The sequence below is a fragment of the Acinetobacter marinus genome (genome assembly GCF_900096915.1).
GTDB lineage: Bacteria > Pseudomonadota > Gammaproteobacteria > Pseudomonadales > Moraxellaceae > Acinetobacter > Acinetobacter marinus.
On the sequence record NZ_FMYK01000003.1, the window covers coordinates 386,867 to 411,410 of the forward strand.

Annotated in this window: 24 protein-coding genes; 15 read left to right on the plus strand and 9 right to left on the minus strand. The window is 42.7% G+C overall.

Annotated features, from left to right (window positions below; genetic code table 11):
• Nucleotides 1-114 precede the first annotated feature (114 nt).
• The 3 genes from BLQ60_RS07825 (at nucleotide 115) to BLQ60_RS07835 (ending at nucleotide 3,566) form a co-directional block, all read left to right on the plus strand.
• On the plus strand, nucleotides 115-723 hold the full coding sequence (locus tag BLQ60_RS07825; protein WP_092618401.1) for a lipocalin family protein: 609 nt from the start codon (nucleotides 115-117) through the stop codon (nucleotides 721-723).
• A 342-nt stretch (nucleotides 724-1,065) separates the two neighbouring features.
• Complete coding sequence (locus tag BLQ60_RS07830) at nucleotides 1,066-2,517, plus strand: glyceraldehyde-3-phosphate dehydrogenase (protein ID WP_092618404.1); 1,452 nt, start codon at nucleotides 1,066-1,068, stop codon at nucleotides 2,515-2,517.
• A 164-nt stretch (nucleotides 2,518-2,681) separates the two neighbouring features.
• Complete coding sequence (locus tag BLQ60_RS07835) at nucleotides 2,682-3,566, plus strand: DMT family transporter (protein ID WP_092618739.1); 885 nt, start codon at nucleotides 2,682-2,684, stop codon at nucleotides 3,564-3,566.
• 126 nt (nucleotides 3,567-3,692) lie between these two features.
• Here the strand turns inward: BLQ60_RS07835 and BLQ60_RS07840 are convergent, their stop codons facing one another.
• Nucleotides 3,693-4,046 carry a hypothetical protein gene (locus BLQ60_RS07840; RefSeq protein WP_092618407.1) on the minus strand — a complete coding sequence of 118 codons (354 nt, stop codon included), beginning with the start codon at nucleotides 4,044-4,046 and terminating at the stop codon, nucleotides 3,693-3,695.
• Nucleotides 4,047-4,297: 251 nt separating this feature from the next.
• On the opposite strand from BLQ60_RS07840, the gene BLQ60_RS07845 reads away from it, so the two are divergent.
• The 3 genes from BLQ60_RS07845 to BLQ60_RS07855 all read left to right on the plus strand — a co-directional run bounded on the left by BLQ60_RS07845 (nucleotide 4,298) and on the right by BLQ60_RS07855 (nucleotide 6,525).
• Entirely contained in the window at nucleotides 4,298-4,885 is a 588-nt protein-coding gene (locus BLQ60_RS07845) for an IMPACT family protein (RefSeq protein ID WP_092618410.1), read from the plus strand.
• An 8-nt stretch (nucleotides 4,886-4,893) separates the two neighbouring features.
• On the plus strand, nucleotides 4,894-5,520 hold the full coding sequence (locus BLQ60_RS07850; protein WP_092618413.1) for an acyltransferase: 627 nt from the start codon (nucleotides 4,894-4,896) through the stop codon (nucleotides 5,518-5,520).
• A 150-nt stretch (nucleotides 5,521-5,670) separates the two neighbouring features.
• Complete coding sequence (locus BLQ60_RS07855) at nucleotides 5,671-6,525, plus strand: universal stress protein (RefSeq protein WP_092618742.1); 855 nt, start codon at nucleotides 5,671-5,673, stop codon at nucleotides 6,523-6,525.
• Nucleotides 6,526-6,799: 274 nt separating this feature from the next.
• On the opposite strand, the gene BLQ60_RS07860 is transcribed toward BLQ60_RS07855, so the two are convergent.
• A complete protein-coding gene (locus BLQ60_RS07860) occupies nucleotides 6,800-7,525 on the minus strand; it encodes an O-methyltransferase (RefSeq protein WP_092618416.1) in 726 nt (241 codons plus the stop codon).
• A gap of 183 nt (nucleotides 7,526-7,708) precedes the next feature.
• Nucleotides 7,709-8,320, minus strand: a complete 612-nt coding sequence (locus tag BLQ60_RS07865; protein WP_092618419.1) for a superoxide dismutase — start codon at nucleotides 8,318-8,320, stop codon at nucleotides 7,709-7,711.
• Between the two features lie 147 nt (nucleotides 8,321-8,467).
• On the opposite strand from BLQ60_RS07865, the gene BLQ60_RS07870 reads away from it, so the two are divergent.
• From BLQ60_RS07870 to BLQ60_RS07895, 6 genes are all read left to right on the plus strand, one after another.
• Nucleotides 8,468-8,659 (plus strand): hypothetical protein, encoded by a 192-nt coding sequence (locus tag BLQ60_RS07870; RefSeq protein ID WP_143005202.1) that lies wholly within the window; start codon nucleotides 8,468-8,470, stop codon nucleotides 8,657-8,659.
• A gap of 127 nt (nucleotides 8,660-8,786) precedes the next feature.
• A complete protein-coding gene (locus tag BLQ60_RS07875; RefSeq protein ID WP_092618425.1) occupies nucleotides 8,787-9,335 on the plus strand; it encodes an O-acetyl-ADP-ribose deacetylase in 549 nt (182 codons plus the stop codon).
• A gap of 117 nt (nucleotides 9,336-9,452) precedes the next feature.
• Complete coding sequence (locus tag BLQ60_RS07880; RefSeq protein ID WP_092618428.1) at nucleotides 9,453-10,526, plus strand: CobW family GTP-binding protein; 1,074 nt, start codon at nucleotides 9,453-9,455, stop codon at nucleotides 10,524-10,526.
• Nucleotides 10,527-10,790: 264 nt separating this feature from the next.
• On the plus strand, nucleotides 10,791-11,294 hold the full coding sequence (gene uraD / locus BLQ60_RS07885) for a 2-oxo-4-hydroxy-4-carboxy-5-ureidoimidazoline decarboxylase (RefSeq protein ID WP_092618431.1): 504 nt from the start codon (nucleotides 10,791-10,793) through the stop codon (nucleotides 11,292-11,294).
• Nucleotides 11,291-11,626 (plus strand): hydroxyisourate hydrolase, encoded by a 336-nt coding sequence (gene uraH, locus BLQ60_RS07890; protein ID WP_092618434.1) that lies wholly within the window; start codon nucleotides 11,291-11,293, stop codon nucleotides 11,624-11,626. Before uraD ends, uraH begins: the two co-directional genes overlap by 4 nt.
• Before the next feature lie 228 nt (nucleotides 11,627-11,854).
• Nucleotides 11,855-13,156: a hypothetical protein gene (locus BLQ60_RS07895; protein WP_092618437.1), complete on the plus strand. Its 1,302-nt coding sequence runs from the start codon at nucleotides 11,855-11,857 to the stop codon at nucleotides 13,154-13,156.
• Between the two features lie 398 nt (nucleotides 13,157-13,554).
• Here the strand turns inward: BLQ60_RS07895 and hpxO are convergent, their stop codons facing one another.
• Nucleotides 13,555-14,724 (minus strand): FAD-dependent urate hydroxylase HpxO, encoded by a 1,170-nt coding sequence (hpxO, locus tag BLQ60_RS07900; RefSeq protein WP_092618440.1) that lies wholly within the window; start codon nucleotides 14,722-14,724, stop codon nucleotides 13,555-13,557.
• Between the two features lie 390 nt (nucleotides 14,725-15,114).
• Nucleotides 15,115-15,822 (minus strand): FadR/GntR family transcriptional regulator, encoded by a 708-nt coding sequence (locus BLQ60_RS07905; RefSeq protein WP_092618443.1) that lies wholly within the window; start codon nucleotides 15,820-15,822, stop codon nucleotides 15,115-15,117.
• A gap of 218 nt (nucleotides 15,823-16,040) precedes the next feature.
• On the opposite strand from BLQ60_RS07905, the gene alc reads away from it, so the two are divergent.
• The gene (alc, locus tag BLQ60_RS07910) at nucleotides 16,041-17,042 is read left to right on the plus strand and encodes an allantoicase (RefSeq protein ID WP_092618446.1); all 1,002 of its coding nucleotides are present in this window, start codon (nucleotides 16,041-16,043) and stop codon (nucleotides 17,040-17,042) included.
• 117 nt (nucleotides 17,043-17,159) lie between these two features.
• Nucleotides 17,160-17,705, plus strand: a complete 546-nt coding sequence (locus BLQ60_RS07915; RefSeq protein ID WP_244515993.1) for an ureidoglycolate lyase — start codon at nucleotides 17,160-17,162, stop codon at nucleotides 17,703-17,705.
• Between the two features lie 82 nt (nucleotides 17,706-17,787).
• Here the strand turns inward: BLQ60_RS07915 and puuE are convergent, their stop codons facing one another.
• From puuE to BLQ60_RS07930, 3 genes are all read right to left on the minus strand, one after another.
• Entirely contained in the window at nucleotides 17,788-18,684 is an 897-nt protein-coding gene (puuE, locus tag BLQ60_RS07920; RefSeq protein WP_244516005.1) for an allantoinase PuuE, read from the minus strand.
• Nucleotides 18,685-18,916: 232 nt separating this feature from the next.
• Entirely contained in the window at nucleotides 18,917-20,230 is a 1,314-nt protein-coding gene (gene paeA, locus BLQ60_RS07925) for a polyamine export protein PaeA (protein ID WP_092618452.1), read from the minus strand.
• A 228-nt stretch (nucleotides 20,231-20,458) separates the two neighbouring features.
• A complete protein-coding gene (locus BLQ60_RS07930) occupies nucleotides 20,459-21,460 on the minus strand; it encodes a LysR family transcriptional regulator (RefSeq protein ID WP_092618455.1) in 1,002 nt (333 codons plus the stop codon).
• A gap of 464 nt (nucleotides 21,461-21,924) precedes the next feature.
• Here BLQ60_RS07930 and BLQ60_RS07935 point away from each other — a divergent pair, with 464 nt between their 5' ends.
• Complete coding sequence (locus BLQ60_RS07935; protein ID WP_092618458.1) at nucleotides 21,925-23,523, plus strand: isocitrate lyase; 1,599 nt, start codon at nucleotides 21,925-21,927, stop codon at nucleotides 23,521-23,523.
• Nucleotides 23,524-23,742: 219 nt separating this feature from the next.
• Here BLQ60_RS07935 and BLQ60_RS07940 read toward each other — a convergent pair whose 3' ends face one another.
• Nucleotides 23,743-24,540 carry a DUF2071 domain-containing protein gene (locus BLQ60_RS07940; protein ID WP_092618461.1) on the minus strand — a complete coding sequence of 266 codons (798 nt, stop codon included), beginning with the start codon at nucleotides 24,538-24,540 and terminating at the stop codon, nucleotides 23,743-23,745.
• Nucleotides 24,541-24,544 lie beyond the last annotated feature (4 nt).

Sequence of the window (24,544 nt, forward strand, 5' to 3'; positions counted from 1 at the left end):
AATGTATTCACAGGGATGATTGTTTGACAATTTGCTTGTCATGATTAGTGCTTTTACTCTATATTTCTGTACACCAAAAAAATTAATGCACATGTCACAAGGATTTCAGTCACGATGAGTCATAATCAAAGTAAACCATTCAGCCATTTAAAGCTCGCTGTCGGTGCTGCCGCACTTGCTGGTTTAGGTGCAGGGCGGTTGATTTGGGGCATGATTCCAAAGAAACTCGATGTGGCGCATTATGTTGATTTGCATCGTTTTAGTGGCACGTGGTTTGAGATTGCCCGTAAGCCCGTCAGTATTGAGCGCAAGTCCTTTCATCATATTACTTATGAATATCACGTGGTGGGTGAAAATAAACTGTCAACAGTATTGCGCTATCAAACCAAAGAGGGTCGGGTGATTCAGCTTTCAGGGGAAGCGATGGTGAAAAATCCCCCTGAAAACAGCCAGTATTTGGTCAGTTATGCGCCAAAAATGCTGAAAAAACGCAAAAAAACCAATTTTTGGATTATGCGTTTGGACAATGACTATCAAGTCTGTTTGGTCGGCAATAAAAAGCGTACACGGCTCTGGTTATTTGCCCGTCAGTCCAATATCGATCCACGCATTGTTGATGATTATTTGGAATTTGCCCGTGAGCAGGGCTTTGATACTGATGATCTGATTTTTGTCGATCATAATCCGCAAATCGCACCTTCAAGAATTGCAGTTGTCCGTTAGTTTTGATTTTGTTGGTATTTCAGGCATTTCTGCACTCATTTGACTGAAAGATTACCTGATGCGCCTTTTTGCGGATGAATTTTACGCTGATTGATCAAGATTCACTAAGGTCTAATGCGCTCAAAAGTCACTTATCTCCTTGTTTGTTCATATCATTTTTAAGCACTTTGGGATGATGAACTGTTAAGTCTTGTGATTGCGGTGTTTTTCGATTTTAAAAATAATCATTTTCCTTTAGAATGTGGACATTTTTTAGAGACATTGTTTGCGGTGCAGTTGCAAAAAATTTGTGACCGCATCGACAAAGCCATGTTTTGCCTACATCACTAGAGGACGTCATCCGTGAGTAAAGACACTATCATCGCCCTACATCAAGAACATCAAGGTCGTTGGAAAAACCGCGAAGAAATTGCCGAGCGCATGATCGCTTTAATTGGTCAGTTATATCGTGAAAAAAACATCGTCACGTCTATTTACTCTCGTTCTTTGGTGAATCGTTCTGTGATTCAAATCCTCAAAGCGCATCGTCGTACACGTATGATGGATGTTGAGCTTTCGGTTGTTGATACCATTCCTTTGCTTGAGGCGTTGGTGAAAATCGATAATATCGGTTCAGCTGAAATTGACTTGGGTAAATTGGCGATTGAGTATAAAGCCCAAGGTGGTGATGTGGATGCATTCGTTGCACAAGCTGTAAAACCAATCGAAGGTCAGCCACAAACTTGCGAAACCAAAGACGTGGTATTGTATGGCTTCGGTCGTATTGGTCGTATCTTGGCACGTTTGATCATTGGTCAATCGGGTCTTGGTCGTGGTTTGAGCTTAAAAGCGATCGTTGTGCGTAAAACAGCAGATGGCGATTTGGAAAAGCGTGCATCGTTGCTCCGTCGTGATTCAATTCATGGTTCATTTGCAGGCACGATTTCTGTGGATGAAGAAAATGAAGCGATCATTGCCAATGGTCACTTTATCAAAGTGATTTATGCCTCTAACCCAAGTGAAATTGACTATACCGATTATGGTATCAAAGATGCATTGTTGATCGACAATACAGGTAAATGGCGTGATGTGGATGGTTTGGCGCAACATTTACAATGCGCAGGCATCAGCCGTGTAGTGTTGACTGCACCTGGTAAAGGCGACATGAAAAATGTGGTTTATGGCGTCAACCAAGCGGACATCTTGGATGAAGACAAAATCATCTCTGCTGCAAGCTGTACGACCAATGCCATTACACCAGTGCTTAAAGTCATTGATGAGAAATACAAAGTCTTAAATGGTCATGTGGAAACTGTTCACTCATTTACTAACGATCAAAACTTGATTGATAACTATCACAAGGCGGATCGTCGTGGTCGTGCGGCAACCTTGAACATGGTCATCACTGAAACGGGTGCAGCCAAAGCCGTTGCTAAAGCCTTGCCACAGCTGAAAGGCAAATTAACAGGTAACTCGGTACGTGTACCAACACCAAACGTATCGCTTGCAATTTTGAATTTGACCCTTGAGAATCCTGCGGATCGTGACGAAGTGAACGAATATATTCGTCAAATCTCGATCGTATCGAGCCTACAAGGTCAGATCGGTTATACCAATTCCTCAGAAGTGGTATCAAGTGACTTTATCGGTTCACGTACTGCAGGTGTATATGATGCGCAAGCAACGATTTCTTCAGGGAATCATTTAACTGCGTATGTTTGGTATGACAATGAAGTCGGTTATAGCTGCCAAGTGCTACGCATTGCAGAGCAAATGTGTAATGTTAGCTACCCGATTGTGCCTGCAAATCAATAACTATGTGAATTGATATTCATGTGAGCTGATGAATAAAATCATCAATGACCATGCGAAAACCCAGCCTTTTTGGCTGGGTTTTTTTATAATGAGATAAATTGCAAGATATTCAGTCTGATATTTACGGTATCATTCTCAACTCATTTCAAAATAGAGCGCAGGTTATGGCGTGGATTGCGTTTACCATCATGGCGGCATTTATGCAGGCTTGGCGGAATGCCTTTCAGAAGCAGCTTAGTCATTATGTTGATGTGTATGGGGTGACGCTGGCACGGTTTATTTTTGCATGGCCATTTGCGATCAGCTATTTAGTATTGCTTTATCATCATTATGCAGCGCAAGTTGACGTCGTTCATTTTACCCCACGCTTTTGGATATACATTGTCATTGCAGGATTGAGCCAAATTCTCGCTACCGCATTGATGGTGATGCTGTTTAAACAAAAGAATTATGCCATCGGCGTTGGACTTGCCAAAAGTGAAGCAGTTTTAGCAGCCATTATCGGTGTTTTATTTTTACAAGAATATTTGGATGGTTTTGGCTGGCTCGGGGTATTGATTGGTGGTGTCGCTGTATTTTTGCTGAGTAAAGGCGCAGGACAACTCAAACTATCATGGAAAACGCTGATCATCGGTGTCGGCAGTGGCTTATGCTTTGCCATTACCTCTTTGCTGGTTCGAGAAGCCAGTTTGGAGCTGGGTAATTTGCCTTTTCTGATCCGTGCAGCGTGGGTGTTGTGCTTGGTGATCAGCTTTCAAGCCAGTATTATGCTGATGACACTGGGTATATTCCAAGCTGAGACATTGACGCGTATGTGGCAACATAAAGGTTTAACCTTGCGGGTCAGTATCTGTAGTTTCTTGGCATCGCTGGGATGGTTTAGTGCGATGAGTATGCAAAGTGTAGCGATCGTGAAAACCTTGGGACAGATTGAGATTTTATTTAGTCTATTGATTTCGGCGTTTTTCTTCAGAGAAAAATTGGCACGTAGTGATCATCTCGGTTTAATTCTGGTAGTGGTTGCAGCGATTTTGGTGATTTGGGCTTGATCTGTTTCTAAACGGTATTTCTACTGATCTGTGGTCACTGTGATCCTAAAATTGAGTCAAAAAATCAGGGGCATGACGCCCCAAAATTTTATTGTTCAAATGGCGCTATTCATTATTCATGGCGATTTATTCATAGCTGTTAGCGTCTGGTGCGAGCAAGGCTTGACCTTGAACTAAGGCTTGCACTGCTTTGGGATTAAAATTAAACGTCACGGTATTGTGTTCAGCATGGATTTTATAATCTGCGATCAGCTTATATTCAGGGCTGTTTTCTGCCACATGATAATTGTCAGTGATATTGATGATGCCTTCTAAATCACTGGTGGTAGAAGCAAAATCATGGTCGAACAAATCATAAACCTCTTTACCCGTCATGGTCAGCGTTGTGATTTCCCCAGCTTTTTGAATACGATTACTCAAATAATTCGCCAAAAGATGCGCATGTAAGAAGTAATCAGGTTTGTGTGAAAAGTGTGACATTTGATTTTCCTTATTTGAATCAAGCCGTATCAATAAATTAGCAAAAAACAATTCATAAAAAAGCAATGATTTGTATCAATTCGATGAAATTTGTTTAAAAAAATGACTGCAAATCAACCAACTATCGTCCAGTTATTGAAAAATAGAATCATTTTGCATATCAAACCAGAAATCGATATGATGCCCAAGCACATTGAAAGAATTGGCGTTATTGATGCCAACTGTTGTTGAGTTGAGATATAAAGAAGGTCATGTATACCATTGCAACGATTGTGAATGCAGAGCTAGAGGCGAAAAAAAGTCGCTTTCAAGCCATTGCTGTGCCTGTCAAATCGGAGCAAGCGGTGAAAGATGTTTTGCAAAGTCATCGAGATCCAACCACCACGCATCAATGTTGGGCATGGAAAATTGGACATCATGTGCGTTTTAATGATGATGGCGAGCCATCAGGCACAGCAGGGCGTCCTATCCTTGCGGTGATCGAGGGGCAGGACTTAAGCAACGTGCTGATTTTGGTCAATCGCTGGTATGGCGGTGTCAAGCTCGGTACAGGCGGTTTAGTGAGAGCTTATGGTGGCTGTGCCAGTCAGGCGATACAGTTGGCACAGCGTGTTGAGTTGATCGCCACGCAAGCCGTGACATTGCATTGCGAGTTTGCTGAATTGGCGCAGATCGAGTATGAACTCGGACAGCTGGAGATTGCTTTTCAGGCAGAATATTTGGCGGATGGAGTATTTATCACTGCGGAAATGACTGAAGATCAGATCGGGTTGATCAATCCTTTTTTGCAAAATCTCACTCGTGGGCGTGAACAATTGTCCATTCAAGATAAATTTTGAAGTTTAATATGGCAGATTCTGATCCTTTATTAAAATATCGTGAACAGCATAAACATCGGCTGAATTATATGCCGTGGCTGTATTGGCGACTCAAAGATAAGCATCTTGTGTGGGCAAGATCGTGGCAACAAGACTATCAAGATTATCTGCGTGAGATGGAAGATGTTGAGATTGGTGAAAATTGTTTTATTTCACCGTTGGCGCATATCTTTGCTGAGCGTGGGCGGAAGATCAGTATAGGCAATAACAGTTTTGTCGCAGCCGATAGCGTTCTTCATGGACCCTTGACGATTGGCAATGAAGTGGCGATCAATCATCACTGTACCTTAGATGGCGGTCGATCAGGCATTATCATTGCCGATCAGGCTCGCCTCGCTGCGTACACGCATCTCTACGCTTTTAATCATGGTATGAAAATGGATGCGCCAATTTACGATCAGGCGGTTAGCTCCAAAGGCATTCACATTGGTCGTGATGTCTGGATTGGTGCAGATGTGGGGATTGTCGATGGTGTATGCATTGGCGACCATGCGGTGATCGGTATGAATAGCCAAGTCACCAAAGATATTGCAGACTATGCCATCGTGGCTGGAAATCCTGCACAAGTGATTGGCGATCGCCGAAACAAGAAATAAAGGTTTTGAAAGCTAAAAAGTAAATAAAATGAACGCAGTAAAAAACTGAGCGCAGTGAAAAAAGTTACATAAAGCCTCAAAAAAATGCACTACATCGCCAGATTTTGGCTTAGTATAAAAATCATCAAAAATAACAAGCAGGGGAAAATGATGACGAATACCACTGGACGAGTCATTGCCTGTATCGATGCGTCACCATGTGTCAATGCCACTGCTGAGGCGGCGGTTTGGTATGCACAAAAGACCAAACGACCATTGGTGTTACTGCAAGTTTTGGATTATCGCCCAGCAAGCTACCATCTGGGGGAGATCAGTGGCGTCATTGGTTTTGAGAGCAATGCCATGTTACTCAAAGAATTGACCGAGCTGGATGAAAAACAATATGAATTAGCACAGCAATATAGTGACGATCTTTTGCAACATATTTCCAAATTGATCAGAGAAAAATATGACATCGAAGCGACCATTATCCAGCGTCGTGGGGAATTTTTAGAACAAAGTTTTGATGAGCTCCAGCCTGAAGATATTGCCGTGATTGGCAAGATTGGCGAAAATGCGGCGGAAAAAAATAAACCTGTCGGCAGTAATGTCGAAGGCTTGATTCGTGGGACGAAATCAACCGTGCTCGCAGTCGGCGAGCGATTCGTCGCACCGAGCAGTTTCCTATTTGCCTATGAACACTCTCAAGTCTGTCAAACCATGTTGAAACGGGTCGGACAAAGTGAGCTACTCAAAGATATGACCTGCCATATCGTCTATGTCGGTGATCAAAATGGCATCTTGGCACAGCCGACGGATTACCTCAAATACGCAGGGCTGGATGTGCAGAGTGCGTATATTTATGGCGATATTGCCGAGAGTCTATTGGAATACCAACAGCAACATCAGCTTGGCATGATGATCATGGGCGCCTTTAGTCATAGTCGGATTCAACAATTTTTTGTGGGAAGCACCACGTTAAAAATCTTCCAAGAATCTGAAGTGCCGATGTTGGTCGCTCGGTAGACATTGTAAAAGTTAAGCACAGTTATCCTCAAAATATGTGGATAACTGTGCGCATAAAAGCGTGAATCCCTTGTGCTGACATGCTTTGAAGCAACTTGATTAAAAAATAACTACTCGAATTAAATAATGCTCAAGTCGGTGAAAATAACAGCATCCTTGCCCAATTGACCTGCCATGATTTTGAACGAGCACGTTAAATAAAAGCACTGAATAAAAGAGAAGAATATCAGATCAGCAGATTTGGCGATGTTTGATAGAATGTGTAAAAGTTAAACTATTTGACGACTGCCATAGCAAAGCCATCATAGCCTTTGCATCCCACAGTTTGTATCGCAGTAGATTCGGCGATTTGCGGATGATTCTGTAGCGCTTGGAATAATTCACGTAAACCGACGATGCTTGGTTTATGGTTGTTTGGATCGATAATTTCGGCAGCTCGAATCACATTGTCCAAAATAATCAGCGTCCCTGAGCGAGCATGTCTTAAACTCAGTTCCAGATATTCTGGATAACTTTGTTTGTCTGCATCAATAAAAATAAAATCAAAGGCTGGGGTCGTTGCATCTAAACTATGTATGACCTCATTGGCGAGTCCAAGTCGTGCGTCGATGATATCTGTTAAACCTGCATGTGCAATATTTTCCTGCGCCAAGGCATAATGTGTATCACGGCTTTCAATGGTGAGTAGATAGCCATCTGCAGGTAAGGCTTGCGCCATGACAATGGTACTATAGCCTGCAAAAGTGCCAAATTCCAAAATGCGTTTTGCGCCATTCATTTTGATCAGCATCGACAGCATTTGCGCTTGGTTGGCGGCGATATGTAAATGACTTGGATAACCCTGACGTACGGTGTTTTCAAGTGTCTGATTCAGTGCAGGATTGTCCTCGAGTAAATGCGCCTCGATATAATCGTCAACCGCCGTCCAGACCTGCTGTGTATCGAGATCGGTGCTGTTATTACTAGATAGGCGAGAGATGTTGCTGTTGCTTTGAGTCATGATGGCAAAATAAAATCGCAATGATATTGAAAGTATGGCGCTATTTTAACTGATTCTTAGTGAGATGGCTGTGCCTGATAGAAATTCTAAAATAAAAAACAGCCATTTCATGATTGAAATGGCTGTCAGGTTGGTCTTCGTTCAAGCAACTTTTAAGTAAATCAGACTATTCCTCGATTTTGTTTATTGCGTTGCTTCAGCATAACGACGATTCACTTCATCCCAGTTCACCACATTGAAGAATGCAGCGATGTAGTCAGGGCGACGGTTTTGATATTTCAAATAATACGCATGCTCCCACACATCCAAGCCCAATACTGGCGTGTTGCCACTCATCAATGGGCTATCTTGGTTGGCAGAGCTTTCCACGATCAGTTTTTTCTCTGGGGTCACAGATAACCATGCCCAACCCGAACCAAAACGAGTTAATGCCGCTTTGATAAATGCCTCTTTAAACACATCAAAGCTGCCAAAAGCCTGATCGATTTCAGTAGCGATCGTACTTGTAGGATTCCCGCCACCATTTGGTGACATCACGGTCCAAAATAAGCTGTGATTGGCATGTCCACCAGCATTATTGGTGACATTGGCTTTCAGTTCGGCAGGCACATCGTTGACACGAGAGACCAGTTCTTCAACAGATAGTTTTTCCCATTCAGTGCCTGCGATCCCGCCATTGATATTGTTGATATAGGTTTGATGATGCTTGGTATGGTGAATTTCCATTGTGGTGCTATCAATATGTGGTTCTAGCGCATCATAGGCATAAGGTAATGCAGGTAATTCAAAAGCCATGAGGAATCCTTAATAAAACAAATAATCGTAGTGATAATAATTATCATATATACAAATGCTACTCAAGCTGTATTTGCAAGCCCTACATGAATTTATGTAATGATCGGTGTACAATGGCACAATGATTTTAAATGTGTATTGATCTCAATGAGCAATCAAAAAACTCGACCATTATTATTTATTTTCCTGTTATTGATCGCTGCGGTATTGGCAGGTGCAGGTGCGGTGCAACTGTATTATGATTTTAGCAGTATTCTTGGTTATGCCTTGTTAGGCGTTGGTTTGGGCGGTTTTATTGCGGGGCTTGGTGAGTTTTTTTGGAATAAGGACGAACAATAGCTAGATCGGATCATTAAGCGTTTTTTGTAATATCCACATGATTTATATTGTATTATTGCGATAACATTCAACCAATCTCCAGTCAGTCCTCAATCAATTCTCAGTCAACCCTCAGTGAGTAAATTACATGCCGATCATTGAAGTCATCCTCGGGGATATTACCCAAATTAGTGCCGATGCTATTGTCAATGCAGCCAATTCATCTTTGCTCGGTGGTGGCGGTGTCGATGGGGCGATCCATCGTGCGGGCGGTTCACAGATTTTGGATGAATGTAAAATTATCCGTGCCGAACAGGGTGGATGTCGAACAGGGCAGGCGGTGGTCACCATTGCGGGTAATTTATCGGCGAACTTTGTGATACATACGGTCGGACCGATTTGGCAGGGTGGGCAAAATCAAGAACCGAAGCTACTGCGTCAATGCTATCGCAACTGTTTTTCCCAAGCTGAAAAATTAAAATGTGAAAGTATCGCCTTTCCAAATATCAGTACAGGCGTCTATGGCTACCCCAAAGCGCAAGCGGTGACTGAGGTGAAAGCGGTACTTGACGAGCAATTGGCGAACTTGAAATGGATCAAACGGATTCTGTTTGTCTGTTATGATCAGGACAGTTTTCAGATCTATCAACAGACTTTGCACGATTTATTAAGCATGCCTGCCAATCAAAGCGAATGATGCGTTACATGATTTTTCCGTTAAGATAGTCTTTCCATCCAGATCATGTGTTAATCATCAACGGTTTTAATCACAAATATCTTTTAATCACCAATATTTTCTAACCAAGATCGTCTTATGACTCCGATCCAAGCTGTCCCAACCCATATTATTACAGGATTTCTCGGCGCAGGAAAAACCACGCTATTACGTCATTTACTGGCACAAAAACCAAAGAATGAAGTTTGGGCAGTGCTGATGAATGAGTTTGGTGAAATCGGCGTTGATCAAGTTTGGCTTGAAGGACAGCAGGGCATTGCGGTCAAAGAAGTTTCGGGTGGTTGTCTCTGCTGTACGTCACAGCTACCGATGCAGATTGCACTGGCTCGGCTATTATCCGAGTTTAAACCCGATCGACTGTTTATCGAACCGACTGGACTTGGACATCCACGACAATTGATTGAGCAACTCAGTCAATCCCACTGGAAAAATAGCTTAGCGTTACGGCAGGTGGTTACGGTGCTCAATGGGCATCGTTTGCATGAGCAGCTTTGGTTAAAGCATGACATCTTTTTACAACAGCTTGAAGTTGCAGATATTGTGCTGATTTCACATCAGTCTCAAATGACTGATCAAGATCAACAGCAATTGCAGGAGTTACAACAGACTTACTTCTATCCTAAAAAGCATTGGCAAGGCATGGATCATGGTCATGTGGCATTGTCAGCACTCGATAAAGTACGATCAGCTATACGCATTCAAAAGCAAGCCTTGCTGACCCAGCAATTGACATTGACTCAACAGCACACATTAACGAAACAACACATATTGACCAAAAATCAGGCTACAGCTCAGACTGCACCGAAAACCTTACCTTATCACTATCACAGCGAGCAGCAGGGCTTTGATGTGGCGGGTTGGCACATGCCAAAATCGTGGCAGTTTAATACGAATGACTTGCTTGCACGATTACGCACACTAGAGCAGGTGGTCAGGATCAAAGCCACACTCAATACGACGCAAGGCTGGATCAATTTCAATGCAATTCCAAATGATTCTGTAAATGACCTTCATAATGATCATCCAAATGACCTTCATGTAGAATTTAGGGCACAACCTGCTCGAGACAATCGCTTGGAAATCATTAGTGACATTGCGCAAGATTGGCTCAGGTTTGAACAAGCACTTTTACAGACCTTGGTGTCATCTTAGATTCGATTTTTCAATTGGCACGCTGGCTTCTTTTAATACCACATGGATCTGGCAACTTGTCCAAAATAATGCAAAAAAGTGTATTCAAAGTAATTTATGCACTAGCATTGCTCAAGTGAGCGTTGCCAATGCATCCATTCTGCCGTTTGATCGGTACTCTTCTTGAATAAACAGGACAATTAAGGCAAAAAAGTTGGCATAACAATTGCTATTTATTACTCAATACTGGTCAGACCAGTAAGACAAATTCAAAATGGGTCACTTATGCAGTTAAATGAATTTAATCAGCTCGATACAGCAGAAGCCAAGCAAATACTGAAAAATTGTGTACATATTCCATCGTGGATAGACAATTTATCTCAGGCACGACCTTATCAGAGCTTAGCTTCACTCGAAAGCAGTGCACGAGAAAATATCGATACTTGGACATGGCGTGAGGTGGAAGAAACCTTAGTTTTCCATCCTCGCATTGGCGAAAAAAAAGCAGCCAATCATTTGAGTGAAAAAGAGCAAAATTTCTCTGCGAAGGAGCAATCCGCAGTGGATTTAAGTGAAGACACATCGACGGCTTTATACCAGGGCAATGTGGACTATGAACAGAAGTTTGGCTTTATTTTTCTGATTCGTGCTGCGGGACGTAGTGCTGAGCAAATCTTGGCAGAGTTGCAACGCCGTCTAAGTAACGACTTACAGACAGAACAGGCTGAAGTGATCCACCAATTGGGTGAAATTGCACTGTTACGGTTGCAATCGGAGGTTCAGGCATGAGTGCGATTACCACACATATTTTAGATGCATCTGCGGGTGTACCCGCAAGTCAAGTTAATGTACAGCTCAAGTTTTTTCAACACGATGAATATGTTTTGCTCGATCAAAAGCGTACCGATGCAGATGGTCGCATTAAAGATTTTACACTGACTGATTTTAAAGCGGGGCATTATCAGTTGGTATTTGAGATTCTTGATTATTTTCAGTCCAAGCAAGTGGCTTGCTTTTATCCAAGGGTATGTATTGATTTTATGGTGAGCGATGTTAATGCGCACTTTCATGTGCCGTTGTTGATTAGCCCATATTCTTATACGACATATCGCGGTAGCTAAGCCGTTTAATTTTTCTAGTCCTCGTTTTTAATTACTTAAAAATTCTGCGCTGTAAAGCGTAGCGAGGATGCTTTTGCCTTTAAAAAAGGCGGTGGTGCGCATTATTCGGAATTTGTGCGAATAATGAATGTGGTGGTGTATTAGTAGGTGTGGTCTAGCATTTTGAATTGATTGATTTTTTGCTAGATCAAGAGTGAATTTTCAGTTTTTGGGTGGGAAACGATCGTCATGCGTAAATTAAAACTTTCTCCTTTGGTGGTTGCATTTGCAACTGTGTGTACAGCTCTGACACAGCAGGCATTTGCTGCAGATACCTCAATCAATAACCTGTTTAATCTGGAGCAAAACTGTGCGACGGGTGAATATGGTGTGGATCAATTCAGCAAAATGTTCACGTGTGGCAGTGTTCACGGTGCAATAAAAACGCTTTATTATTCAACCAATAATGCCTATTTTTCAGGCTTTAATCAAGATACCACATCGGCAGGCGGATATATCAAATATGAAACTGCGCCATTTTATGGTTTTCAATTGGGCGCAAGTTATGACTTACAGCGCCGTTTAGACGATGAAAAAGGCAATAATGAAGTGGGTGAGCTCAAAGAGGATCGTGATGGTCTGGCAGAAGCCTATGTCACTTGGAAAAATGACGATGTCCGACTGACCGTCGGTAATCAGCGTTTAAATCTGCCATTTGTCGGTGATTATGCCGATTGGCGTATACTTGAAGCCGTGTACCAAGCTGCCGATTTCCAATGGGGCAATCAAAGCGATTTCTTACGCTTAACCAAGATCAATAAGTTTAAAAGTTTTGCCAATGATGAGTTCTTTAAAACAACACGGCAAAATTCAACCATCGAAACTGATGGCATGTGGGCGATTGGTTTAGGTAAAAGTTATGCAGTCAACGCCGATACCAAACTCAAAGGTCAACTCTGGTTTGAGCGTTATGAGGATTATACCGACCTACTCTATGCTGAAGGCAGTGTGGCTTTTCCTAATGCGCAGTTTGCGCCTGAAATTTCAGTGCAATATTTGACGGGTAAAGAGCAAGGTGATGCTATTGTGGGCAATGTCGACAGCCAAGTGTTTGGCGTGCAAAGCAACTTAAAACTCACGCCAAAATTAAATTGGAAAGTTGCTTATGACTATATCAAACCTGAGGAAGATGCCTATCGTAATGGTGCGTTGGTTACACCATATTCTAACAATACCTCTTCGAGTGTGATCTTTGCTCAGCCATTTTTTACCAGCACACAGGATTTGGGCGCAGGGCATGCCTTGATGACCTCATTTGATGGCAAGCTCAATCACAACACCATCTTAGGTGCACGCTATTCATTTATGGATCTCAAAGAAAGTGCCGATGCTGATAGCCGCAATCAATCAGAATACTTACTGTTTGGTATCTACAACTTTGACGGCAAACTCAAAGGACTGAGCCTGAGTAACTTTGCTGGGGTGCAAGTGTCACCAAGATATGACGATCCATTCTGGCAAAACCGTTTGGCATTGACTTATAAATTCTAACTAAATCTTTCCTTTTGTTGATGAAAATCGCAAGTTCTGACTTGCGGTTTTTTTTGTAGCATTACAATTGTTAAACCACTTTGGCTTAACTAAAGAATTAGGGTGCGATCAAGTTATGAATATTGTAGAAAATGAATGATTCATTTTTGGGTGTAAAATATTGATTTTTCCCATGTACAGCCGTGTCGATTTTGCCATTGATCGTGGATTTAGATTTTATCCAGAATAAGCAATATTGGGCTAATACATTGTCCGTTTCGCTATGGATTACTGGAAATCAGCGCAGCAGATGATGCCAAGATTTCCAGTAAAATGCTGAGTCCAAGCGCAAACCAAAGCACATAGATTCAGCATGAAGTTAAGGATATTGAATTGGCTGAGTTGTGTTATTAGTTTTATCAGTCCAGCGGATTGCCGACCATATTGCTCAAAATCCCTTGCATAATGTGTGTGCCATCTTCCTTGCGCAGATCGGCATACCACGCTTCAGTGGTGGCTGGATCCATCATATGCGTCACATCTGAACGCTTGCGTGCTCGCATAACCAAATCATTGGCACGCACACTGCGCACATCTTGATAGCGTTTCAGTGCATCGTCTAAGCTGTTGGTATTGATAGCAAGCGAGCGAATCAAATAAATCGAATCTTCCATCGCCATACAGCCACCTTGTCCTATATCTGGGGTGGTGCTATGTGCTGCATCACCGAGTAAGACACAACGTCCTTTGTACCATGTATTAAATGGATCAATGTCATGAATTTCGACACGGTTGGTGGTTTGCGGATTGATCGTATCGATCAGCTTTTGCACAGGTGGACACCAACCTGCAAAGTATTGTTTTAACATTGTTTGATATTGGCTTTTATCATTTTCTAAGCCGACTTCGACAGGCACATCAAAGAAAAAATAAAAACGATGATCCGCAATCGGCATCAGTGAAACCCGTTTGCCTTCACCCACATAGGTTGTCCACTGTTGATCAGGAGCAATCTCAGGATCAATTTCCACCAAACCATTCCAATTGACATAGCCTGCATAACGTCGCTCGAGTTTTTTGCCCAGAATATATTCCCGAGCGATCGAATGCATCCCATCTGCTGCAATCAGTAAATCCGCTGAAGCGATTGTTCCATCGGCAAAAATCGCTTGAATGCTGTCGCTACCGTCTTCGCTATTTTCTTGAATATCCACAAGATTCATTCCCAGCCGAATATCTTGCATACCAAATTCTTGCATTAGCATCTGTTGTAACTCGGCACGAGCAACGGGGTAAGGGCGTTGACCAATCTCATCGATGAGTGGCTGTAGGCTAAACTGCGTCATAGTGTCTTGGCTAAGCCCATCGATATATGCCATCTGCTGTAGATCACCGCCGAGATTCTTCACTTGCTCAGTTAAGCCGAGATAATTCAGACACTTCACTCCATTTGACCAAATCGAAATCGCAGCACCTACAGGCAGAATTTTTTCTACACGTTCATAGACCGTGACCTGATGCCCATGTTGCTTTAAGCCAATGCCCGCTGTCAGACCGCCAATACCTGCACCGATAATAATAATATTCATGAGAGACCTTGTGTAATCACGCAATAAGATATAACCGATTACTGCGAAAAATATGCCAAAACCTTACAAAATTTCAGGAATTTAAAAAAGTTAAATAATATTAAAGGTTTGCAATATATTTGTGCGATGAAAGAAAAATCATCAAATCCATTGACGTCAATAAGTATCTGGTCTGACCAGATAGCTAGAATAAAATTCAAATTTTCACGAAAGAATGCAGGGAGATACAAAAATGGTGCGCAAACATTCAAAGTGGTGCATCACGCACTAAAATAATTCATCTATGCGCAAGTTTTAATAATCATCAAATTTTAAAAAGGGTGGATTCAAGTATAAAAGTTGATGATCTTGACGTGCCGATCTTTAATTTCCATTTTTCCAAAATCGAGCTTATGGGTGACTGATAAAGAAAATTCCTGCACGTTGAGCGGCGCAAACTAAATGATTACGCATCGCATGTTCAGCTTGTTTGGCATCTTTTGCGGTGAGGGCATCCAGAATGGCTTGATGTTCTGCGATGGTTTTATGGGCGAGTTTGGGCTGAATAAAGGGTAAGATTTGGCTGTGCTGAATGGATTGGGTGTGATGCTTGAGGGTTTCGATAATGGTTTGATTTTGACTGAGCTGAAAAATATATTGATGAAATTCATAATCATACTTCGCCGCCTTGCTCCAGTCTTGTTGGTTAATCGCTGAACTGAGCTGCGCTTGGTTGTCTGTCAAATACGCAATATCTTGTGCTTCGATATATTCACAAGCGAGAAATGCACTAAAACTTTCCAATACATAACGGAGCTGATAAAAGTCTTTCAGCGAAATCTGATGATTCATGCGCCAACTGTCTGCGGTCTTTGCTTCAAGCGCTCGGACAAACACGCCTTTACCCGCTTGAATTTCAACAATGCCCAGTGCTTCCAAACGGGTCAACGCTTCACGGAGTGAGGCACGGCTAATACCCATTTGCCCAGCCAATTCCCGCTGAGCAGGCAAGGTGCTATCGACGGGATAGGTGCCTTGCTGAATGTCATGTAATATCGTTTGTACTGCTTGTTCAGTCACTTGCGTGGTGGTATTTTTTAAGGTGTATTGTAATTTCATCGAGTACATCATCAAGTAGCTAGTCTTCAACCTATTCAAATTTTGCGCCAAAGTCCGCCTGATGGGAAGTGCTATCGATCAATTCCATTGAATTTAACCACCGATCAGCATAAATAAAGGAGAATTTGCTAAAAAAATCACACTCTGGTCTGACCAGTTGGTATAAAATTTGCCTATGTATTTCTTATGAAATTATTTTTTAAATTTAGAGTATGACTATGACTGTACATCATGCCAAAGTGGTTGAATTGCCATCACATTTTCAAAAGCTGATTAATCTTGCCGATGCCAAAATGGGCACATCGATCGTATCGTGTTCAGATCAATTTTTTGCGCAGGCAGATCGGATGTTGCAAAGTCATCCTGCGCAGTTTATCGAAGGCAAATATGATGATCATGGCAAATGGATGGATGGCTGGGAGACACGTCGTAAGCGTGAAGCGGGCTATGATTGGTGCGTGATCAAATTGGGTGTGGCAGGTGTAATCTCTGGTGTGGATATTGATACCTCGTTTTTTACGGGAAATTATCCCGCTTCGGCGTCCTTAGAAGCCTGCTATGCGCCAGATGATCAACTCGAAAATGCTACGTGGACTGAGATTCTGGTCAATAGTGAGTTGCAACCTGACCATCATCATTTCTTTGATATTGAGGCAGATCAGCCAATCACGCATTTGCGTTTGAATATTTTCCCTGATGGCGGTGTTGCTCGTCTGCGTATTTATGGTCAAGTGGTGTTACCAGCGCAAACAGCAGGCACATTAATTGATGTGGCAGCGATGCAAAATGGCGGGCGGATTGTCGGTTATAGTGATGCGCATTTTGGTCATCCGAACAATCTGCTTAGCCCTGGGCGTGGTGTGAATATGGGGGATGGCTGGGAGACCAAGCGTCGCCGTGCGCCAGGTTATGACTGGTGTATTATTGCGCTTGGACAAGCGGGGCACGTTGAGAAAATTGAGATTGATACTGCGCATTTCAAAGGTAATTTCCCTGCATTTGCATCGATTCAAGCCATCTATGCAGAAGATGCCACCGATGCACAGCTCATTCCACAAAGCATGTTTTGGCCGTACCTACTCAACGATCAACCTTTGACGATGGATCATATTCATGAGTTTGTTGCAGACATTCAAAAGACAGCAAAAGTGAATTATATTCGTCTAAATATGATTCCTGATGGTGGTATTAGTCGAATTCGAGTGTGGGCAACCGTATAAAGTATGAATGAAAGAATGAATTAAAGTAAAAATGGACGACATGATCAATCTGCACTAGATGCAGATTGATTGATTCAACAAAAGTATGATTAGCAAATATTGATCGGAGTAATCATTATGCAACAGTCTGAAATTATGGAGATTGATCCGATCTTAGCGGTTCCTGATGGTGTGCGCTTACAGCCTTTAACGGTACAAGCCTTTGCACCATTTGGTGATGTGATCAGTTGTGATGGCGCTGAATTTTTTCCGATCAACCAAGGGCACACCGAGCGCTACCATGCATTATCTTTGCTGAGCTGTGAGGGTGAAGGTGCGCAGATTGGCATCAGTATTTTTCGTAATGTGCGGGCGCATCAGTTGCCATTTTCGATTGAGATGTTGGAGCGACATCCACATGGCTCGCAGTCCTTTATGCCGCTGTCAAATCAAGTATTTATCATCATCGTGGCGTTGCCGAAAGATGAACAGCATGCTGATGAATCGCAGATCAAAGCCTTTATTAGCAATGGTACGCAAGGTGTGACTTATCATCAGGGCGTGTGGCATCATCCGCTAATTAGCCTAGAAGCGCCGAGTGATTTTCTGGTGGTTGATCGGATTGGGGGCTGTGCCAATTGTGATGTGCAACAATTAGCCACGCCTTGTTTGATCGAAGCCTGACGCACTTCATTTGAGAGTCTAAGGGTAAATAAAATAAGGGCGATTCAGCCCTTATTTTTATGTGGGTAAAATGGATAAACAGTTATGGCGCAGGGTGATGCTGATACCAATGTTCTGCAATTTGCTGACGAGTACAAATCCACACCTGATCATGCGTTGCGACATAATCTAAAAAGCGTTGCAAAGCCTTAAAGCGTGCAGGTTTGCCCAAAATCCGACAATGCATACCCACTGACATCATTTTTGGCTGATGTTCACCTTCGGCATAGAGCACATCAAAGTTGTCTTTTAAATAATGAAAAAATTCATCGCTGGTACTAAAACCGATCGGCGAAGCAAATTTCATGTCATTACAGTCCAAAGTATAGGGGATGATCAGATGCGGACGCTGAAATCCATTTTCTGTATCGATCTTGGTCCAAAACGGCAGGTCATCGCCATAATAATCACTATCGTATTGAATGGATGGAAACTCAGCCAAAATCTGACGGGTATTCGGGCTATCACGACCTGTGTACCATCCTGTCGGCGCTTTACCAAACATATTCGTTAAAATTTGCATGGCTTCTGCGGTATGTGCACGCTCAGTTTCAATGTCGGTGTGCTGATAATGCAACCAACGAAAACCATGACTGACCACATCATAGTCGGCATCTTTAATGGCTTTGACCACTGCAGGGTTGCGTTGTAATGCCATCGCCACTGCAAAAATCGTCATCGGTAAACCACGACGTTGAAATTCTTGGTGAATGCGCCAAAAGCCCGTTCTAGAGCCATATTCATAGAGTGAATCCATCGAAAGATGGCGTGCTGCATAGCTTTCTGCACCAAAAATATCCGACAAAAATTGCTCAGAACCTGCATCCCCATGCAAGATATTTTTTTCGCCACCTTCTTCGTAATTCAATACAAATTGTAGGGCAATGCGAGCGTTATTCGGCCACTTCGCATGCGGTGGCTGATCAGCATAGCCGACCATATCTCGTGGATAGGCTGGGGTGGTTTTGGTGAGAGTAGCAGTTTCAGGATTCGGGTGAGTTTTGGATTGTAGCGACGTGTTACTCATTTGCTTTAGTCTGTATCAATGATGATTAAAAAGGGAGCGGTGCTGAAGTGCAATTACAGCAATCAGCAACAATTCATGTTGATAAAACTAAGCAAGATAAATACCAATTTTCAGAATTTTGGTCGATGCAAAATACTGCTCGCCATTATTCTGGTTGGCTGATTTCTTCAGGTTTGAGGCGAGTGACTAGCAGTTGGTCGATTTTATAATGGTCAATGTCGACCACTTCAAATTTAAAACCTTCGTGCTCGACCGCATCGGCAGGGCGTGGAATCTTGCGCAGTTTATACATGATAAAGCCAGCGATGGTTTCGTAGTTATCCCATTCTGGAAAGTCTTCGATGGAGAGCGCATGTTTGACGTCTTCGATTGGCGTGGTGCCATCGATCAGCCACGAATTTTCATCCCGCTTAATGATTTGTTGTTCTTCTTCCAGTGGCGCAACCCAGTCACCCATCACCGTGATCATAATGTCGGATAAAGTAATCACGCCGACCACACGGGCATATTCATTGATCACCACGGCAAATTTTTCTTTGGTGGAGCGGAAACGGTCTAAGAGTTCGGATAAGGTCAAGGTATCTGGAATGATCAAGACATTACGAATCGTCGATTCATTGAGCTGAATAAAGGATTGATTATTCATGATTTTGACCAAAATATCTTTGGTATCGACATAGCCAATTACTTGATCTATATGCTCATTACAGACCAAGAATTTTGAGTATGGAAACTCTGCAATCTTCTGGCGAATGCTTTGCTCAGACTCTTTTAAGGTGAAAAATACCACATCTTCACGGGTGGTCATGCTCGATGGCACGGTGCGTTCTTCGAGCTCAAATACATTTTCAATAAAATGATGCTCTTGTTGTAGTAGTACACCCGCTTGCGCACCTGCATCCATTACCGCAGAAATGTCATCAAAGGTGATATTGTCATCTCGTGTGGTATTGATTTTGAACAGACGGAATAGTAAGTTTGCAATAGCATTAATTAACCACGCCAACGGTCGGCAGATTTTGATAAAAATGCTGATCGGATTGATCACCGTAATGGCGATCTTTTCAGGAGCGATCATCGCCATTCGCTTGGGCATCAAGTCAGCGAACAGAATAAAGAGTGAGGTCACCATAGTGAAAGACAAGGCGAAACCAAGCGTTTCTGCCCATTCACCTTGATAGAATCGACTGACAAACTCAACAAAATACGGGCGAAAGGCAGCTTCACCCAAGATACCGCCAAGGATGGCGATGGCATTGAGTCCAATCTGCGAGGCAGCAAAGAAATCAGCAGAGTTTTCTTGCAGTTTGAGCACCTTTAAGGCACGTTCTTCGCCAGCTTCGGCAAGTAGTTTTAGTTTAATTTTACGTGCGCCTGCCAAGGCAATTTCTGAAAGGGAGAGAAAGCCTGCCGCAGTAATCAAGAGGAGAATGACAACGACATTTTGAAATAAACTCACAGGGCACCTGTTCGAAGCGAGTTTGCGCTTCTTAAAATTCGAAAAAATAGAATCGTATTAATTTTCAGCATTATACTGCAATTTTGCAGAAAGCGGTATGTTGAAATTTTCAGCGCTCAATTGGCACGGTTACACCCAGTTTTTATAAAAAAATCGCCAGATTGACTGACGATTTTTTAGGAATTTGATTTTAAAAGTTAAAAGCAATTAGCACCAGTGACGCATTGATTAGTAACTGGAAAGCGGTTGCGCTGGATTATTGCTATTGGCAATAAATTCACGATGTTCTTCCTCGACCATCTGCCGTGCCACAAACAAGATCAATTGGCGTAACCAACGATGTGCAGGGTGGTGATGCAGTAACGGACACCACGCCATTTTTAGCTCAAACTCTGGAATATAAAACGGCGGATCTTTAATCATCAAGCGAGAATTATTGGCTTGTAAACGTGCAATACGGGTCGGCAAAGTGGCAATCAAATCGACATTTTGTGCAAGTAGCGCTGGCATCTGATAATGACGGGTAAAGACAGAAATTTTACGCTTTTGTCCAATACGCTCCAGCGCCTGATCAATCCAACCTAGTCCAGCTTGTTTCTCAGGATTGACACCAAAACCAACGCCCATACCCGTTTTAGACACCCAAATGTGCTGTGCATCCAAATAGGTTTTGAGGTTGAGGTGTGTGGTCGCAGGGTGTTTGTCATTGAGTAGACAGCTAAAACTATCTCGCCAAACCAAGACCTGATGGAAACTTTGCGGAATTTCATTAAAGCGGTTAATCGCCAAATCGACTTTGCCTTGTTCCATATCTCGGTAGGACACATCACTTGGCGTGAGGAAATCGAGCACCACGTTCGGTGCTTCTGATCGTAATGCTTTAATGAGGCGAGGCACCAGCGTGGCTTCGGCATAATCCGAAGTCATGATGCGAAAAACACGATTCGAGGTATATGGACGAAACTCGGTACGAGGCTCCAAAATCATCGACAGATCAGACAGCGCATCACGAATACGGGGTTGCAGTTCTAAAGCACGTTCGGTGGGGGTCATGCCTTCAGAAGAGCGAATTAATAGGGGATCGTTAAATAATGTCCGTAAGCGACGCAAAATATTACTCATTGCGGGCTGGGTTACGCCAAGTTGCTCGGCGGCACGGGTGACATTTTTCTCTCGTAGCAATACGTCTAAATAGATCAATAAATTGAGATCGACACGCTCAAGATTCATTTAATAAATACCGACAATAACTTTTCAAAATTTTAGAGATTATGCCATAAAAAATCGGCTTTGTATGTCTAAAGCAGGACTGTTTAGCCAAAATAAAACAAATCCAACGCCGTTAAGTTTGAGGCAAATCATCTGCTGTGATGACTCAGGATTTGCCCTGTAGACATAAGTGGTAACAAGTATTTTTGGCGTGGATGATTGCTGGAATTTTTCAAAGTGCTTTTGGTGATGAAAATAAGGCGATTGAAAACAATGAGTTGAAATGGCATGCAATGTATCATGATGATAATTACCTTCCATTTCCAAACTAAATAGTGAAAATCAAGGCAGGCTATTGGATTAATCGAAATACTGCGACTATGCTGTGATTCATTCATAAAGTCGCTCGAGTTTTAGACGTTCAATCTGAATGTGAAAATGTCGAGCACTTCAATTGATACTCCTAATATGAAATGCAGGAATAGATCATGACTTATCAATCAGCTTTAGAGCACGTACGTGGCGTTAAAAACAAACTAGGTGGCACTTGGGGTGCTATCCGTGCAGAAGATGCGGCTCGTATGGCTGTTCAAAACCGTTTCAAAACTGGTTTGGACATTGCGAAGTATACAGCAGCACTTATGCGTAAAGATATGGCTGAATACGATGCTGATAACAGCAAGTACACTCAATCTTTGGGTTGCTGGCACGGTTTTATTGCGCAACAAAAAATGATTGCGAACAAAAAATACTTCGGTACGACTAGCAAGCGTTATATCTACCTTTCTGGTTGGATGGTTGCTGCACTTCGTTCAGAATTCGGTCCACTTCCTGACCAATCTATGCACGAAAAAACTTCTGTACCAAAATTGATCGAAGAAATCTACACCTTCTTGCGTCAAGCTGATGCCAAAGAACTGAACGATTTGTTCCGTGCATTGCAAAAAGCTGAAGCTGCTGGCGATGCTGCAAAAGCAAAAGAAATCGAAGCGCAAATCGACAACTTCGAAACTCATGTTGTACCAATCATTGCTGACATCGACGCTGGTTTCGGTAACGAAGAAGCGACTTATTTGTTGACTAAACAAATGATCGAAGCGGGTGCTGCTGCAATCCAAATCGAAAACCAAGTATCTGATGCGAAACAATGTGGTCACCAAGCTGGTAAAGTGACTGTGCCACACGAAGACTTCTTAGCGAAAATCAATGCTGTACGTTATGCATTCTTAGAGCTTGGCGTTGATGACGGTGTAATCGTTGCACGTACTGACTCTGAAGGCGCTGACTTGACACAAAAAATCCCAGTATCTAAAGAGAAAGGCGACTTGGCTTCTCAATATATCAGCTACTTGGATACCAAAGAAATCGACATCTCAGAAGCTGCTGATGACGAAATCTTGATCAAACGTGATGGTAAACTTCACCGTCCTACACGTCTTGCTTCTGGCTTGTATCAGTTCCGTGAAGGCACGCAACACGACCGTGTTGTACTTGACTGTGTAACTAGCTTGCAAAACGGTGCAGACATGATCTGGATCGAAACGCCAACTCCAGACGTTGCTGCAATTAAAGCATTCGTTGATGGCGTAAAAGCTCAAGTTCCAGATGCGAAACTTGTTTATAACAACTCTCCATCATTCAACTGGACTTTGAACTTCCGTCAACAAACTTATGACCGTTGGGCTTCAGAAGGTAAAGACGTCTCTGGTTACGACCGTGCGAAGTTGATGAGTGCTGAATACGATGACTCTGAATTGTCTAAAGATGCTGATGAGAAAATCCGTACATTCCAAGCTGATGCTGCTCGTGAAGCGGGTGTATTCCACCACTTGATCACACTGCCGACTTACCACACAGCTGCATTGTCTACGCATGAGCTTGCTAAAGGTTACTTCGGTGAAGAAGGCATGTTGGCTTATGTTGCTGGCGTACAACGTAAAGAAATCCGTGGTGGTATCGCATGTGTGAAACACCAAGCAATGGCTGGTTCAGACATCGGTGATGATCACAAAGAAATCTTCTCTGGTGACAACGCGCTTAAAGCTGGCGGTACTGCAAACACGATGGGTCAATTCGGTGGTTAATACGCATTGATGCGTAATCATTAAATTGATTTCAAAAAGAACTCGCTCAATTGGGCGAGTTTTTTTATGGAAGGTAGAGATTAAAAAATATGACAGCGATAAATGCAGAAAAAAACAAATTCACGCAAGCATCAAGGTAAAAAAATAGTAAGTCTAAAGTGGTTAAGGCAAACCCTATCGATAAATCGTGAACGTTAAATTGCTATCTACAAATCGTTATCAATAAACTGTGGGCGGTAAATAGATAGTAAAGTGATTGATTGGTTCAATCAGCACACTATACGGGTGTTGTTGATCTTCAAAACTGACCAGCCCCATGCGTTCGAGCAAATCAAATTTGGCATAGTTCAATTGCGCTGGTTGTGGGTTTAAGCGATCGTGCCAAACACGATAGCTGCCAAGTTTGCCATCACGACGATGATAAAATCCTGCCAAAGGATGGGTGAGATAGACTTGGAACGATTCTAAATCGGGAAAACCTTCAAACTGCCATGTATCCTCAGTAGACTGCGTCAGCCGAAGTTCAGCATTAGCCCAGTCAGATTGAGTGCGCATATGGTAATGACGATAACAGTTTTGCTGCGCATCAAATTCACAATCAAAATCGATCTTGGCACGATGCCATGGCAACATCCATAGATGACGAGGTACGACGATCGTCCACGAGTCTAAAGTGGTGCCGATAAACCAGACACAGCGCTCGCCAGTTTCACGGTCAATCACATACACCCGATAATTGGTTTGCCCCATGGTGAATTTTGGGAAAGGGTAAACCGCAGAAGTGAAATCCACATCGATAAAGGGTACCACAGACATCAAGACATGTGCTTTGCCGTTGTATAAAATCGTATCAAGCTGAAATCGTTCGGGAATAATCTGTTGAAATTTCTCAGGTGCAATCGCATAGGTGATCAGGGCAAAATGTTGCAAAGCACATTGCACATCAATCCCAGTAGCTTTTGGTCTAGGTTGTAATACATCGTGAAAGCGTCGTACGCTCTGCTCAGAATTATGCATGTTG

Coding starts and splice junctions, on each gene's coding strand:
- BLQ60_RS07930 (WP_092618455.1), bottom strand. CDS start 21,460: ATGAATCTTGAGCGTGTCGATCTCAATTTATTGATCTATTTAGACGTA.
- BLQ60_RS07840 (WP_092618407.1), bottom strand. CDS start 4,046: ATGTCACACTTTTCACACAAACCTGATTACTTCTTACATGCGCATCTT.
- uraH (WP_092618434.1), top strand. CDS start 11,291: ATGAGTGCGATTACCACACATATTTTAGATGCATCTGCGGGTGTACCC.
- alc (WP_092618446.1), top strand. CDS start 16,041: ATGACTGTACATCATGCCAAAGTGGTTGAATTGCCATCACATTTTCAA.
- BLQ60_RS07835 (WP_092618739.1), top strand. CDS start 2,682: ATGGCGTGGATTGCGTTTACCATCATGGCGGCATTTATGCAGGCTTGG.
- BLQ60_RS07940 (WP_092618461.1), bottom strand. CDS start 24,540: ATGCATAATTCTGAGCAGAGCGTACGACGCTTTCACGATGTATTACAA.
- puuE (WP_244516005.1), bottom strand. CDS start 18,684: ATGGTCGGCTATGCTGATCAGCCACCGCATGCGAAGTGGCCGAATAAC.
- BLQ60_RS07870 (WP_143005202.1), top strand. CDS start 8,468: ATGAGCAATCAAAAAACTCGACCATTATTATTTATTTTCCTGTTATTG.
- BLQ60_RS07855 (WP_092618742.1), top strand. CDS start 5,671: ATGACGAATACCACTGGACGAGTCATTGCCTGTATCGATGCGTCACCA.
- BLQ60_RS07825 (WP_092618401.1), top strand. CDS start 115: ATGAGTCATAATCAAAGTAAACCATTCAGCCATTTAAAGCTCGCTGTC.
- BLQ60_RS07915 (WP_244515993.1), top strand. CDS start 17,160: ATGCAACAGTCTGAAATTATGGAGATTGATCCGATCTTAGCGGTTCCT.
- BLQ60_RS07845 (WP_092618410.1), top strand. CDS start 4,298: ATGTATACCATTGCAACGATTGTGAATGCAGAGCTAGAGGCGAAAAAA.
- uraD (WP_092618431.1), top strand. CDS start 10,791: ATGCAGTTAAATGAATTTAATCAGCTCGATACAGCAGAAGCCAAGCAA.
- BLQ60_RS07865 (WP_092618419.1), bottom strand. CDS start 8,320: ATGGCTTTTGAATTACCTGCATTACCTTATGCCTATGATGCGCTAGAA.
- BLQ60_RS07860 (WP_092618416.1), bottom strand. CDS start 7,525: ATGACTCAAAGCAACAGCAACATCTCTCGCCTATCTAGTAATAACAGC.
- hpxO (WP_092618440.1), bottom strand. CDS start 14,724: ATGAATATTATTATTATCGGTGCAGGTATTGGCGGTCTGACAGCGGGC.
- BLQ60_RS07895 (WP_092618437.1), top strand. CDS start 11,855: ATGCGTAAATTAAAACTTTCTCCTTTGGTGGTTGCATTTGCAACTGTG.
- BLQ60_RS07850 (WP_092618413.1), top strand. CDS start 4,894: ATGGCAGATTCTGATCCTTTATTAAAATATCGTGAACAGCATAAACAT.
- BLQ60_RS07880 (WP_092618428.1), top strand. CDS start 9,453: ATGACTCCGATCCAAGCTGTCCCAACCCATATTATTACAGGATTTCTC.
- BLQ60_RS07875 (WP_092618425.1), top strand. CDS start 8,787: ATGCCGATCATTGAAGTCATCCTCGGGGATATTACCCAAATTAGTGCC.
- BLQ60_RS07905 (WP_092618443.1), bottom strand. CDS start 15,822: ATGAAATTACAATACACCTTAAAAAATACCACCACGCAAGTGACTGAA.